This is a genomic window from Coralloluteibacterium stylophorae (assembly GCF_018122625.2).
Taxonomy (GTDB): domain Bacteria; phylum Pseudomonadota; class Gammaproteobacteria; order Xanthomonadales; family Xanthomonadaceae; genus Coralloluteibacterium; species Coralloluteibacterium stylophorae.
Window position 1 is genome coordinate 124,425 of sequence record NZ_JAGQFT020000001.1, and the last position, 13,804, is coordinate 138,228.

The 13,804-nt window shown below is 73.2% G+C and carries 11 protein-coding genes; 6 read left to right on the forward strand and 5 right to left on the reverse strand.

Annotated features, from left to right (window positions below):
- Positions 1 to 46 precede the first annotated feature (46 nt).
- Positions 47 to 613, reverse strand: coding sequence for a DUF1415 domain-containing protein (locus KB893_RS00515; RefSeq protein ID WP_211926378.1), 567 nt, complete (start codon positions 611 to 613; stop codon positions 47 to 49).
- A gap of 127 nt (positions 614 to 740) precedes the next feature.
- Positions 741 to 2,114 (reverse strand): ATP-dependent RNA helicase DbpA, encoded by a 1,374-nt coding sequence (dbpA, locus tag KB893_RS00520; RefSeq protein ID WP_211926377.1) that lies wholly within the window; start codon positions 2,112 to 2,114, stop codon positions 741 to 743.
- A gap of 195 nt (positions 2,115 to 2,309) precedes the next feature.
- On the opposite strand from dbpA, the gene KB893_RS00525 reads away from it, so the two are divergent.
- The 6 genes from KB893_RS00525 (at position 2,310) to KB893_RS00550 (ending at position 7,836) form a co-directional block, all read left to right on the forward strand.
- Complete coding sequence (locus tag KB893_RS00525) at positions 2,310 to 3,134, forward strand: EAL domain-containing protein (RefSeq protein ID WP_377730620.1); 825 nt, start codon at positions 2,310 to 2,312, stop codon at positions 3,132 to 3,134.
- 58 nt (positions 3,135 to 3,192) lie between these two features.
- Positions 3,193 to 5,070, forward strand: coding sequence for an ATP-binding cassette domain-containing protein (locus KB893_RS00530; protein ID WP_211926376.1), 1,878 nt, complete (start codon positions 3,193 to 3,195; stop codon positions 5,068 to 5,070).
- Positions 5,067 to 5,666 (forward strand): RNA 2',3'-cyclic phosphodiesterase, encoded by a 600-nt coding sequence (thpR, locus tag KB893_RS00535; RefSeq protein ID WP_211926375.1) that lies wholly within the window; start codon positions 5,067 to 5,069, stop codon positions 5,664 to 5,666. The genes KB893_RS00530 and thpR overlap by 4 nt, the downstream gene beginning before the upstream one ends.
- 55 nt (positions 5,667 to 5,721) lie before the next feature.
- Positions 5,722 to 6,309: an alpha-ketoglutarate-dependent dioxygenase AlkB gene (locus KB893_RS00540; protein WP_211926374.1), complete on the forward strand. Its 588-nt coding sequence runs from the start codon at positions 5,722 to 5,724 to the stop codon at positions 6,307 to 6,309.
- An 81-nt stretch (positions 6,310 to 6,390) separates the two neighbouring features.
- Positions 6,391 to 6,813 carry a hypothetical protein gene (locus tag KB893_RS00545; protein WP_211926373.1) on the forward strand — a complete coding sequence of 141 codons (423 nt, stop codon included), beginning with the start codon at positions 6,391 to 6,393 and terminating at the stop codon, positions 6,811 to 6,813.
- Positions 6,814 to 6,969: 156 nt separating this feature from the next.
- Complete coding sequence (locus KB893_RS00550) at positions 6,970 to 7,836, forward strand: D-hexose-6-phosphate mutarotase (protein ID WP_211926372.1); 867 nt, start codon at positions 6,970 to 6,972, stop codon at positions 7,834 to 7,836.
- Between the two features lie 7 nt (positions 7,837 to 7,843).
- Here KB893_RS00550 and glgP read toward each other — a convergent pair whose 3' ends face one another.
- The 3 genes from glgP to KB893_RS00565 all read right to left on the reverse strand — a co-directional run bounded on the left by glgP (position 7,844) and on the right by KB893_RS00565 (position 13,801).
- Positions 7,844 to 10,363, reverse strand: a complete 2,520-nt coding sequence (gene glgP / locus KB893_RS00555; protein ID WP_211926371.1) for an alpha-glucan family phosphorylase — start codon at positions 10,361 to 10,363, stop codon at positions 7,844 to 7,846.
- A gap of 199 nt (positions 10,364 to 10,562) precedes the next feature.
- Positions 10,563 to 12,749, reverse strand: coding sequence for a M3 family metallopeptidase (locus KB893_RS00560; protein ID WP_213173300.1), 2,187 nt, complete (start codon positions 12,747 to 12,749; stop codon positions 10,563 to 10,565).
- Between the two features lie 98 nt (positions 12,750 to 12,847).
- Entirely contained in the window at positions 12,848 to 13,801 is a 954-nt protein-coding gene (locus KB893_RS00565; RefSeq protein ID WP_211926335.1) for an aldo/keto reductase, read from the reverse strand.
- Positions 13,802 to 13,804: the final 3 nt, after the last annotated feature.

A 13,804-nucleotide genomic window follows, 5' to 3' on the forward strand; every position in this document is an offset into this window, starting at 1 on the left:
GGACCGCCGGCAGGGCCGCGCATCCTGCCAAAGCCGCGCAGCGGCGTCATCTGCCGTCGTCGGCGGGCCCGTCCCAGAGCGCGTCCCAGCCGGCGTGGCCCAGCCGGCGCAGGGTCTGGATGTTGCGTTCGTAGATCGCGTCGGTGTCGGGCACGGCGGCGACCGCGGCGTCGACCGAGGACTCGCGCAGCAGGTGCAGGATCGGGTGCGGCGAGCGGTTGCTGTGGTTCTCGATCGCGTCCGGCGCGGCGTCGGCGAAGCGGTAGTCGGGGTGGAAACTCGCGACCTGCACCACGCCCTCCAGCCCCTGCATGCGCACCGCCAGGTCGGCGATGTCGAGGAAGGCGTTGTAGGCCTCGAAGTCGCGCAGCACGCAAGGGTGGATCAGCAGGGTGGTCTCGACCCGCTCCGGATCGGCGTCGCGCAGCAGTGCGAGCTCCGCATCGAGGTCGCCGAGCAGGGCGTCCTCGTCCGTCGCCCGGCTCACCGCCATCCGCAGGCGTCCGCGCACCAGCGGCGCGCGTGCGAACGGGCAGAGGTTGAGGCCGATCACCGCGCGCTCCAGCCAGGTGCGGGTGGCGGCGAGGACGGCGCTGTCGTCGGGATCGGTCACGTCGAGGTCCGGCTGGCTGTGAGAGCGGCTTCTGTGGGAGGGGCTTCAGCCCGGACGGCGGGTGCTCGGGTGACCAGCGCGGGTCGCGGCTGAAGCCGCTCCTACGGCGGCGGTGTGGCGCGTCGGGTCAGATGCGGCGGATGCGGAAGCGGCGGCCCTTGATGCCGTCGGCGCCGAGCGCGGCCGCGGCGGCGTCGGCCTTGCCGCGGTGCACGGCGACATAGGAACGGGTGGGGAAGATGTCGATCTTGCCGATGGCCTCGCCCTTGAGGCCCGCCGCGCCGGTCAGCGCGCCGAGGACGTCGCCGGGGCGGAGCTTGTCGGTGCGGCCGGCGTCGATGCGCAGCGTCGCCATCGGCGCGCGCGGCACGTCGCGCGGTGCGGCGCCGGCGGGCGTGGCCCGGACCCAGTGCAGCGGCGCGCCCTGGCGCTCCTCCAGCGCATGCGCGCGCTGGATCTCGCGCGGCGTGACCAGGTTCAGCACCAGGCCGGAGCGGCCGGCGCGTGCGGTGCGGCCGATGCGGTGCACGTAGACGTCCGGGTCGCTCGGCAGCTCGTAGTTGACGACGCAGGCCAGCTCCTTGACGTCCAGGCCGCGCGCGGCGACGTCGCTGGCGACCAGCACCGACAGGCTGCGGTTGGCGAAGCGCACCAGTACCTCGTCACGGTCGCGCTGCTCGAGGTCGCCGTGCAGCGCCGCCGAGGCGAAGCCGGCGCGCGCGAGCGCCGCGGCGACGTCGTCGACGTCGCGCTTGGTGTTGCAGAAGACCACCGTCGACTCGGGGCGATGCTCCAGCAGCAGGCCCGCGAGCGCGGCCGGCTTCAGCGCGAGGTCGACCTCGTGGAAGCGCTGCTCGACCTCCGGCGCGTCGACCACGCCCTCGGCGCTGACCTCGACCGGGTCGCGCAGCGTGGCCGCCGCCATCCCGCGGATGGCCTCGGGCCAGGTCGCCGAGAACAGCAGGCCCTGGCGGTCGCGCGGCAGGCGCCGGACGATGTCGCGGATGGCGGCCTCGAAGCCCATGTCGAGCATGCGGTCGGCCTCGTCGAGGACCAGGGTGCGCACGCCGTCGAGGACGAGCGCGTCCTTGCGCAGCAGCTCCTGCACGCGCCCTGGCGTGCCGACCACGACGTGCGGCGCGTGTTCGAGCGAGGCCAGCTGCGGGCCGAGCGCGACGCCGCCGGTCAGCAGCGTCAGCTTGACGTTGGGGATGCCGGTGGCCAGGCGCCGGATCTCCTTCGCGACCTGGTCGGCGAGTTCGCGGGTCGGGCACAGCACCAGCGCCTGCACCCGGACCAGGGCGGGGTCGAGCCGCTGCAGCAGGCCGAGGCCGAAGGCGGCGGTCTTGCCGCTGCCGGTCGGCGCCTGCGCGATCAGGTCGCGGCCGTCGAGGATCGCCGGCAGCGTGCCGGCCTGGATCGGCGTGGGTGTGGTGAAGCCGGCGGCGTCGACGCCGCGGCGCAGCGCCGGCGAGAGCGCGAGGTCTGCGAAGGAGAGCATGCGCCATGATCGCAGCTTTCGGGCGGGCCATGGCGGCGGTGAGGGCGCCGCCGCCGCGGACCCGGGCCGCGGTCGCATGCCCGGGACGCCGGATGGCGCCGCGCGGACGCGTCGCATCGGTCAAGATCGGCACCCGGCGGCCGATGACGAACAGGCTGCGCCGGCACCGGCGCCCGTTCCACCGCAAGGATCCCCATGCTGCAGACCCCGCTTCTCGACGAATTCCTGGCCGACGTGCCGGAGGAGCTCGGCTGTCGCCGTTGCCGCGCCGCCGAGCGCTACCGGCACGAGGTGCGGATGGCGTTCCAGCCGATCGTCGACGCCGAGGACGGCTCGGTCTACGCCTACGAGGCGCTGGTGCGCGGCCCGGCGGGCGAACCGGCCGGCGAGGTGCTGGCGGCGGTCGCGGACGCGCAGCGCTACGGCTTCGACCAGACCTGCCGCGTCGCCGCGATCCGCACCGCCACCCGCCTCGGGATCGCGACGCGGCTGTCGATCAACCTGATGCCGAACGCGGTCTACGACCCGGCCACCTGCATCCGCATCACCCTCGCCGCCGCCGACCGCTATGGCCTGCCGGTGTCGCGCATCGTGTTCGAGCTGACCGAGCAGGAGCGCATCCGCGACCTCGACCACACCCTGGCGATCCTGCGCGACTACCAGCGGCGCGGCTTCACCATGGCCATCGACGACTTCGGCGCCGGCTTCTCCGGCCTCGGGCTGCTGGCCGAATGCCAGCCGCAGCTGCTGAAGCTGGACATGGGCCTGGTCCGCGGCATCGACGGCGACCCGGTGCGTCGCGCGATCGTCGAGGGCGTGCTGGTGACCGCGCGCGGGATCGGCTCGCGGGTGGTGGCCGAGGGCGTCGAGACCGAGGGCGAGCTGGTGACCCTGCACGACCTCGGTGTGCGCCTGTTCCAGGGCTACTGGTTCGGGCGCCCGGCGCTGGAGGCGCTGCCGGAGATCGACGCCGCCGCGCTCGCGCCGCTGCGTCGCGGCCGGACCGCAAGCGCGGCCTGAGCCAGGCGATTCGCCGCCGCGTCGGCCGCCGGCGCGCGGCGGCCGGTAGAATCCGCGCATGTCCCTGCTTTCCCTGCTCGACGTCGATTTCAGCATCGGCGGTCCGCTCCTGCTGGAGCACGTGTCCCTGACCGTGGAGGCCGGCGAGCGCATCGCCCTGATCGGCCGCAACGGCGCCGGCAAGTCCACCCTGATGCGCCTGGTCGCCGGCGAACTGAAGCCCGACGATGGCGAGGTCCGCGTCGCCGGCGGCGTGCGCATCGCCCGCCTGGAGCAGGAGGTGCCTGCCGGTGCCTCGGGCTCGGTGTTCGACGTGGTCGCCGAGGGCCTCGGCGAACTCGGCACCTGGCTCGCCGACTTCCACCGCATCAGCCACGCCGCGGAGTTCGACGCCGAGGCCATGACCGCGGTGCAGGCCAGGCTGGATGCCGCCGGGGGCTGGGACGCCGACCGCCGCGTCGCCGAGACCCTGGAACGGCTCGGGCTCGACGGCGAGGCCGTCTTCGCGCGGCTGTCGGGCGGGATGAAGCGCCGTGTGCTGCTGGCCCGCGCCCTGGTCTCGGCGCCGGACGTGCTGCTGCTCGACGAGCCCACCAACCACCTCGACATCGAGGCGATCGACTGGCTCGAGGGCTTCCTCAAGGGCTGGCAGGGCAGCCTGGTCTTCATCACCCACGACCGCCGCTTCCTGCGTGCGCTGGCCACGCGGATCGTCGAGATCGACCGCGGCCGGCTCACCAGCTGGCCCGGCGACTGGGCCAACTACCAGCGCCGGCGCGAGGAGCGGCTCAATGCCGAGGCGCAGGAGAACGCGCGCTTCGACAAGCTGCTGGCGCAGGAGGAGGTGTGGATCCGCCAGGGCATCAAGGCGCGGCGGACCCGCGACGAGGGCCGCGTGCGCCGGCTCGAGGCGATGCGGGTGGAGCGCCGCGCGCGCCGCGAGCAGACCGGCAACGTGCGCATGGACCTGGCGCAGGGCGAGGCCTCGGGCAAGAAGGTGGTCGAGGCGAAGGAGGTCACGCTCGGCTTCGGCGAGCGCATCCTGGTCCGCGACTTCACCGCGAAGATCATGCGCGGCGATCGCATCGGCCTGATCGGCCCCAACGGCAGCGGCAAGACCACCCTGCTCAAGGGCCTGCTGGGCGACCTCGCGCCGCTGGCGGGCGAGATCGTCCAGGGCAGCAACCTGCAGATCGCCTACTTCGACCAGTACCGCGCGACCCTGCGCGAGGACTGGAACGCGCTGGACAACGTGTCCGAGGGCAGGGAATTCGTCGAGGTCGGCGGCCGCCGCAAGCACGTGCTCGGCTACCTGCAGGACTTCCTGTTCACCCCCGAACGCGCGCGCGCGCCGATCACCCGCCTGTCCGGCGGCGAGCGCAACCGCCTGCTGCTGGCCAAGCTGTTCGCGCAGCCGTCCAACCTGCTGGTGATGGACGAGCCGACCAACGACCTCGATGTCGAGACTCTGGAGCTGCTCGAGGAACTCCTCGGCGAGTATCCGGGCACGCTGCTGCTGGTCAGCCACGACCGCGACTTCCTCGACAACGTGGTGACCTCGACCCTGGTGATGGAGGGCGGCGGACGCGTCGGCGAGTACGTCGGCGGCTACAGCGACTGGCTGCGGCAGCGTCCGGCGGCGGATCCCGGGCCGCCCGCCGCGACGCGGGCGGAGCCGGCCGCCCCGCCCGCCGCCGCGCCCGCGCCCGCAGCGCGCAAGCTCAGCTACAAGGACGCACGCGAGCTGGAGGCCCTGCCGGCGCGGATCGAGGCGCTTGAGGCGCGCATGGCGGAGCTCACCGCGCAGATGAACGAGCCGGCCTTCTACCAGCGCGACGGCGCGGCCATCGCCGCGCATTCGGCGGAGGTCGCAGCGCTGCAGGCCGACCTCGACGCCGCCTACGCGCGCTGGGAGGCGCTGGAGAGGCCGGCATGAGCGCACCGGCGCAGGGCAGCCTCGCCGGCTTCGAACCGCCCGCAGCGACCGGCGACACGCACCGCCTGTTCTTCGCGCTGTGGCCGGACGAGGCGGTCCGCGCCGCGCTGGCCGAGCGCGCCGCGGCGCTGCGCGCACAGAACCGCGACCGCGCGCGCTGGGTCGGCGCGCACCGCTACCACATGACGCTGCATTTCCTGGGCGACCGTCCGGCGCTGGACGAACCGGTGCTGGCGCGCGCCTCGGAGGCCGTCGCCGCGCTGGACATCGGCGCCTTCGACCTCGCCATCGACCGCGCCGGCAGCTTCGGCAACCGCAGCGTGCCGTGGTGGCTGGGATGCGCGCGGACGCCGCCGGCACTGGGCGCGCTGCACGGCGCGCTCGGCGAGGCGCTGCTGCGCGCCGGCGTACGCCTGTACGAACCGAGGCGCCTGGTGCCGCACATCACCATCGCCCGCGACGCGCAGCGCCGCCTCGAGGACCTGCCGATCCCGCCCCTGGTCTGGCGGGTCGACCGCTTCGTGCTGATCCACAGCGTGCTCGGGGCGGCGTCGGAGTACCGCGTCGTCGGCGACTGGCCGCTGCGCACCGGCTGAGCGCCCGGGCGCGGCAGTCTCACCGCCTGCATCGGGACGGGCGCAGGATCCCGGGATGAGCCAGCCCCTGCTGTTCGACCCCGGCCCGGAACTGCTGATGGACGACGCCGACGGCCGCGTGCTGCACGTGCCCGCGCTCGTCGCGGCGGAGACCGCGACGGCGTGGTTCGAGGCGCTGCTGCACGGGCTCGACTGGCGCGCGCAGCGGCGCGACATGTACGGGCGCGAGGTCGACGTGCCGCGGCTGCTGGCGGGCTTCGCGCTGGCCGATCCGGCGCTGCCGGCCACGGTCGCCGCGGCGCGCGACGCGGTCGCCGCGCACGCCTCGGCGCCGTTCACCCATGTCGGCATCAATCTGTACCGCGACGGCCGCGACAGCGTGGCGCCGCACAACGACACCCTCGACGAACTCGTCCCGCGCCAGCCGATCGCGCTGCTGTCGCTCGGCGAGACGCGGCGCATGGTGATCCGTCGGCGACGCCCGCCGGGCGGCAGCCTGCACATGGATCTCGCCGCCGGCAGCCTGCTGCTGATGAGCTGGCGCACCCAGCTGCACTGCGACCACGGCATCCCCAAGGATCCCGCCGTACGCGCACCGCGGATCAGCCTCGCGTTCCGGGTACGCCCGCCGGCCGCGGCCTGAACGGGCGGGTGCGCGGTTCGCGGCCCGTCGACGGCGTCCGACGCAGGCTTGCGGCGTCAGTTTCGTCATCCGGAGAACGCCATGGCCGCCGATCGCAGGAACGACCCGCACGACACCCACGCCGCGCCGCTGCGCCAGCGCGACGACACCGACGTCGCCAACGACGACCGCGACCTCGACCGTTTCGGCCGTGCTGCCGACGCCGACGACCAGGAGGCCGCGCGCGAGCTCGGCTCCACGCCGGCCGCCGGCCTGGGCGGCGACCCGGCCGACCGGGAGGCGGTGCAGCGCACCGGCCCGGGCACCCACGGCGGACGCCCGCTCAACGAGAACGGCGACACCCGCGGCACCGACAAGGTCTACGGGCAGCACGACAGCGCCGAGGGCACCTCGCCGCCGCACGGCGAACGCGAGGCCTCCGACCAGGACGTGCGCGAGAACATGCGCGGCGGCGCGCTGCACGACTACGACGCCGCCGGCCCGGTCAAGGACCAGAAGCGCTGAGGGCACCGGCCGCGGCGTCCGCAGGCGTCGCGCTGAAGCCGCCGCCTTCCGCGTTCGTGGCCGCGAGCCCTGTGCGGCGCCGCCAGCCGGGCGCGTCATCCCGGCTGCGTCGGCGCCCGGTATCGTGGCCGGCCCCGACTGCCGGACCGCCCCCACATGCCCACCCGCCACGTCCCCACGCCCACCACCTTCCTCGACATGCCGGCGCTGCGGATCGAGACGCCCGCGTCCACCGCGGTGCTGAGCCTGTTCGGCGCGCAGCTGCTGTCGTTCGTGCCGAAGGGCGGTCAGGACCTGCTGTGGGTGTCGCCGCAGACGCGCCGCCCGCCGGCGCCGATCCGCGGCGGCGTGCCGCTGTGCTGGCCCTGGTTCGGTCGCCAGGGACAGGCCGCCGACGCGCCGGCGCACGGCCTGGTGCGCACCCTGCAGTGGAGCCTGATCACCGCGGTGCAGGACGCGGATGGCAGCGTGGCGCTGGAGCTCGCGCCGCCGCGCATCGACGCCACCCCGCTGCGCGCGCGCCTGCGCATCCGCGTCGGCGCGGGCTTCGAGCAGGCCCTGGAGACGTACAACGCGGGCGACGTGCCGGTGCGCTTCACCCAGGCCCTGCACAGCTATTTCGCCGTCGGCGATGCGACGCGGGTGCGGGTGGAGGGGCTGGACGGGCTCGACTACCTCGACAAGTTCGACGGCTTCGCCCGCCATGTGCAGAAGGGCGACTGGACGCTGGCGGACGCGCGCGATCCCGGCCGCAGCGACCGCATCTACCTCGGCGCGGGCGGGCGCTACGTGCTGTGCGACCCCGCCGAGGGGCGCGCCATCGAGGTGCGCACCGGGGGCAGCCGCAACGTGGTGGTATGGAACCCGGGCGAGGCGGCGACGCGCGACTTCGCCGACCTCGCGCCGGATGCCTGGCGCCGCTTCCTCTGCGTGGAGGCGGCCAACAGCGAGTCGGAGGCGGTCGAGCTGGCGCCGGGCGCCAGCCATGCGCTGCGCCAGACGGTGACGCTCCTGGAGGCCTGAGGACGCCTCAGCGCGCCCACAGGATCTGCGGGGCCTCCAGCGGCACCGCGGTGTCCGCCAGCGCCGGCACCACCCGTGCGGTGTAGTGGTCCGCCGGCCGGTCCGCCGGCACGTCCGCGAAGTAGTGCAGCTCGCGCATGTCGCGGCTGCCCGGCTGGCGCTGCAGCGGCACGATCTCCGGCGCCGCGCCGTCCCGCGGGTTGGCGTACAGCTCGACCCGCAGGCTGGCGGGATCGACCGCACCGGCGCACAGCGCCACGGCGACGCGGTGCACGCCCCCGGTGGTGCGCACGCTGGTGCCGAGGAAGCGGATGTCGTGCCAGTTCGCGGCCAGGCCCTCGGTCTTGCGCAGGCGCTCGGACAGCAGCACCGGGTCGCGGGCGGCGTCCGCCCTGACCCGCACCGCCGCCGGCAGGTAGTAGCGCTCCAGGTACTCGCGCACGGTGCGGTCGCTGGAGAAGTGCGCGGTGAGGCGCGACATGCTGGTGCGGATGCGCGCGAGCCAGGCGCGCGGCAGGCCCTCGCCGTCGCGCGCGTAGAACTCCGGCACCACCTCCGACTCGAGCAGGTCGTAGAGCTGGGCGGCATCGGCCGCGTCCCACTCCGGCCCGTGTTCCTGGCCATCGCCGATGCCCCAGCCGACGTCGGCGGCATAGGCCTCGGCCCACCAGCCGTCGAGCTGCGAGAGGTTGAGGCCGCCGTTGGCCAGGACCTTCATGCCGCTGGTGCCGCTGGCCTCCCACGGCCGGCGCGGCGTGTTGACCCACACGTCCACGCCCTGCACCAGGTGCCGCGCCACGCGCATGTCGTAGTCGGCGAGGAAGGCGACGCGGCCGCGCGCCTCGGGCAGGCGCACGAACTCGGCCCACTCCTGCACCATCGCCTGGCCCTTGCGGTCGGCCGGATGCGCCTTGCCGGCGATCATCAGCTGCACCGGGCGCTCGGGATCGTTGAGGATGCGCAGCAGGCGCCCGGGGTCGGCCAGCAGCAGGTTGGGACGCTTGTAGGTGGCGAAGCGCCGCGCGAAGCCGAGCGTCAGCACCTGCGGGTCGAACAGGTGCCGGGCGGCCTCCATCTGCTCGATGCTGGCGCCGCGGATGGCGATGCTGCGGGCGACGTGGGTGCGCGCGAACTCGACCAGGGTGCCGCGGGCCTGGTTGCGCATCGCCCACAGCTCGGCGTCGGACGTGCCGGAGAGGTCGGCGTCGCCGCGGACGTCGGCGGGTTCGGGCATCGCCCGCCAGGCGTCGGCGCCCAGCGCCTTCTCCCACAGCGGGCGCGCGGCCCGCGAGATCCAGGTCGGCACATGGATGCCGTTGGTGACGTGCCCGACCGGAACCTCGGCCTCCGGCCAGCGCGGGAACAGGTCGGTGAAGATGCGGCGGCTGGTGTCGCCGTGGAGCTCGCTCACCGCATTGACCCCACCGCTGCAGCGGGTGGCGAGCCAGGCCATGTTGAACGGCTCGTCCACGTCCTCGGCATGACGGCGGCCGAGCGCCAGCAGGGCGGGCAGGGGCAGGTGCAGCTCCTGTTCGGCGTAGCGGCGCAGGTACTTGGCGACCAGCTCCGGCGCGAAGCGGTCGAAGCCGGCCTCGACCGGAGTATGCGTGGTGAAGACGTTGCCGGCGCGGGTCGCCGCGAGCGCGACCTCGAACGGCACCTTGTGCTCGCGCACGTGGTCGCGCGCGCGCTCGAGCACGGCGAAGGCGGCGTGGCCCTCGTTGAGGTGGAGCACGTCCGGCACGATGCCGACCTCGCGCAGCAGCCGCCAGCCGCCGATGCCGAGGATGATCTCCTGCCGGATCCGCGATTCGCTGTCGCCACCGTAGAGCTCGCTGGTGATCAGGCGGATCTGCGGCGGATTGGCCGGGTCGTTGGTGTCGAGCAGCAGCAGGCGGTTGCGGCCCACCTTCGCCTCCCACGCGCGGATCCACAGGGTCACCCCCGGCAGGTGGATCGGCAACCGCACGATGCTGCCGTCGGGCCGGTACAGCGGGCAGATCGGCATGTGGTGGGTGTCGTTGACCGGATACAGCGCCTGCTGTTCGCCGGCGGCGGTGATCTCCTGGCGGAAGTAGCCGTGCTGCCACAGCAGGCCCACCGCGGTGACCGGCACGCCGAGGTCGTTGGCGGCGGCGAGCTGGTCGCCGGCGACGTTGCCGAGGCCGCCCGAGTAGATCGGCAGCGACTCGCTCAGCATGTACTCCATGCAGAAGTAGGCGACGTGGCGCAGCGGGCCGTCGCCGTGGCGGGTCTGGAACCAGGTCGCCGCGGTGTCGCGCGCGTGGCGGGCACTGGCGAGGGTGGCGATGGTGCGCCGGAAGGCGGCGCCGGAGACGGTCGCCTCCAGGCGTTCCGGGCTCGACGCGCTCAGCACCAGGCAGGGGTTGCGGGTCATCTCCCACAGCTCCTCGTCGATGGCGCGCCAGATGCCGTCGTTGCCGGCGTCCCAGCGGATGGACAGGTCCATCGCCAGCTCGCGGAGGGCGGACCTGGGGTCGATGGTCGGTTCGGGGGAATCGGTCATGGCCTTCTCGCGCCGTGGAGGAGGGAAGGCGACCTTAGGACCGGGGATCGTGGATGTCGAACCCGTGCCGGCTCCCGTGGCCGCGGTCGTTCATGCTCGGCCCGCGGCGGTGAAGGCGGTGCTTGCTGCGTCGCCGCAAACACGAAAAAACCGCCGCCCCGGGGGGCGGCGGTCTCCGGTGGTCGGACCCGGGCCGGTCTCAGTTCAGGCCGCGGCGCTCCAGCAGCGGCTCGATCTCGGCGTCGCGGCCGCGGAAGTCGCGGAACAGCTGCATCGCGTCCTTGCTGCCGCCCTGGGAGAGCAGGGTCTTGCGGAAGTGGTCGCCGTTCTCGCGCTTCAGGCCGCCGTTCTCCTTGAACCACTCGACCGTGTCGGCATCCAGCGTCTCGGCCCAGATGTAGCCGTAGTAGCCGGCCGAGTAGCCGCCGCCCCAGGTGTGCGAGAAGTAGGGTGTGCGGTAGCGCGGGGGCACCGGCTCGTAGTCGACGCCGGCATCGGCCAGCGCCTCGGCCTCGAACGCCATCACGCCGTCGGCGTCCGGCAGCGCGTCGGCGCTCTTCTGGTGCCAGGCCTGGTCGAGCAGCGATGCGCCCAGGTATTCGGTGGTGGCGAAGCCCTGGTTGAACTTCTCCGAGGCCAGCACCTTGTCGAGCAGCTCCTGCGGCATCGCCTCGCCGGTCTGGTAGTGCTTGGCGTAGTTGGCCAGCACCTCGGGCCAGGTCGCCCACATCTCGTTGACCTGCGAGGGGAACTCGACGTAGTCGCGCGGCACCGAGGTGCCCGAGAAGCGCGGGTAGGTCACGTCCGAGAACATGCCGTGCAGCGCATGGCCGAACTCGTGGAACATCGTGGTGACCTCGTCGAAGGTGAGCAGGGTCGGCTCGCCCTCCGACGGCTTCTTGATGTTGAGGTTGTTGGTGACGATGGGCTTGGTGCCCATCAGGTCGGACTGGCTGACGAAGGAGTTCATCCAGGCGCCGCCGCGCTTGGAGTCGCGGGCGTAGAAGTCGGCGGTGAAGATCGCCAGCTGCTCGCCGTTGGCGTCGAACACGTCGAACACGCGCACGTCGGGGTTGTAGGTCGGCAGGTCGGTGCGTTCCTTGAAGGTCAGCCCGTAGAGCTTGTTCGCGGCGTAGAAGACGCCGTTCTGCAGCACGCTGTCGAGCTCGAAGTAGGGCTTGAGCGCGGCCTCGTCGATGTCGTAGCGCTCGGCGCGCAGCTTCTCGGTGTAGTACTGCCAGTCCCAGGGCGCGAGCTCGAAATCGCCGCCCTCGGCGTCGATCATCGCCTGCAGGTCGGCGGCTTCCTTGCGCGCGTTACGCACCGCCGGCGCGGCCAGCTCCGACAGGCGCGCGTTGACCGCCTCGATGCTACCGGCGGTGGAGTCGGCGAGCTGGTAGTCGGCGTGGTTGTCGAAGCCGAGCAGGGCCGCGCGCTGGGCGCGCAGCTTGGCGATCTGCGAGACGACGCCGGTGTTGTCGAACTCGTTGCCGCGGCTGTTGCGCGACACCGAGGCCTCGAAGACGCGCTTGCGCAGGTCGCGGTTGGCCAGCGAGTCGAGCACCGGCTGCTGGGTGGTGTTGAGCAGGGTGATGACGTACTTGCCGTCCATGCCGCGGGCCTTGGCGGTGTCGGCGGCGGCCTTGATCGTCGCCTCGGACAGGCCCTCAAGCTCGGCGCGGTCGTCGACGACGACGGCCGAGGCGTTCACCTCGTTCAGCACGTTCTGGGTGAACTGGGTCTGCAGGGTCGCCAGCTCGGCGTTGAGGTCCTTGAGCTTGGCCTTGTCGGCCTCGGAGAGCTGGGCGCCGGCGCGGACGAAGTCGGTGTGGTAGCGCTCGAGCAGGCGCGCGGACTCGGGATCCAGGCCGAGCGAATCGCGCTGGTCGTAGAGCGCCTTGACCCGGGCGTAGAGGGCGTCATCGAGCAGCACCGCGTCGCGGTGGGCGGCGAGCTTCGGCGCGATCTCGGTCTGCAGCGCCTTCAGGGTGTCGTTGATGTCGGTGCCGGTGACGCTGAAGAACACCGTCGACACGCGGTCGAGCACCTGGCCCGCGCGCTCCATGGCGACGATGGTGTTCTCGAAGGTCGGCGCCTCGCCGTTGTCGGCGATCGCGCGGATTTCCTGCAGGTGCTCGGCCATGCCGCGCTCGAACGCCGGCGCGTAGTCGGCGTCGCTGATCTTGTCGAACGGCGGGTACTGCAGCGGCAGCGTGCTCTCGGCGAAGAAGGGATTGGACGCGCTGGCGTCGGCGGAGGTGCCGTCCTGGCCGCTGGCTGCGGCGCCGGTGGCGGCCGCGGTCTCCTCGGACTGCGCTTCGCAGCCGGGCAGGGTCAGGGAGAGGGCCGAGGCGACCGCGAGGGCGAGTACGAGGCGTGAGGTCATCGCGAGGAGGTTCCTGTGGAGGGGAAGTCAGCACACGAGCCTAACGCGTCGACGCCGGCGCGACCCATGACGAAAGGCATGGTCGCGCCGGCCGGGCCTCATGCGGACGCGGCGTCGAGGCGCCCGATCTCGTCGTCGGCGAGGCGCAGGTCCGGCGCCTGCAACGTGCCCTCCAGCTGCTCCAGGCTGGTGGCGCTGACGATCGGCGCGGTGATGCCGGGGCGGCCGATCAGCCAGGCCAGGGCGACCTGGGCCGAGGTCGCCCCATGTGCGGCGGCCACCGTGTCCAGGGCCGCGAGGATCCGCGTCCCGCGCGCATCGAGATAGGCCTCGACCATGCCCGCGCGGGCGCGGCCGGCGAGATCGGCCCGCGAGCGGTACTTGCCGGTGAGGAAGCCCGCGGCCAGGGCGAAGTAGGGGATCACGCCGATGCCGTGCTCGCGCGCCACCGCGGCGAGTCCCGCCTCGTAGCCGGCACGGTCGGCGAGGTTGTAGTGCGGCTGCAGGGATTCGTAGCGCGGCAGGCCCAGCCGCGCGCTGGTCTCCAGCGCCTCGCGCAGGCGCGCCGCATCGTAGTTGGAGGCGCCGATGGCGCGCACCTTGCCCTCGCGGATCAGGTCGGCGAAGGCGCCGAGGGTGTCCTCGAGCGGAGTCCCGCGGTCGTCCTCGTGGGCCTGGTAGAGGTCGATGCGGTCGGTGCGCAGGCGCCTGAGCGAGGCGTCGACCGCCTCGCGCACGTAGCGCGGCGACAGGCCGCGGCGGTCGTCGCCCATCGGCTTGCCGAGCTTGGTCGCCAGCACCACACGCTCGCGGCGGCCTTCGCCCTGGGCGAACCACGCGCCGAGCACGCGTTCGGATTCGCCGCCCTCGTGACCGTCGACCCAGCGCGAGTAGACGTCGGCGGTATCGACGAGGTTGAAGCCCGCGTCGGTGAAGGCGTCGAGCAGGCGGAACGACGTGCGCGCGTCGGCGGTCCAGCCGAAGACGTTGCCGCCGAAGGCGAGCGGAGCGACGTGGAGGCCGGAGCGGCCGAGTCCGCGGAGCTGGGGCATGGC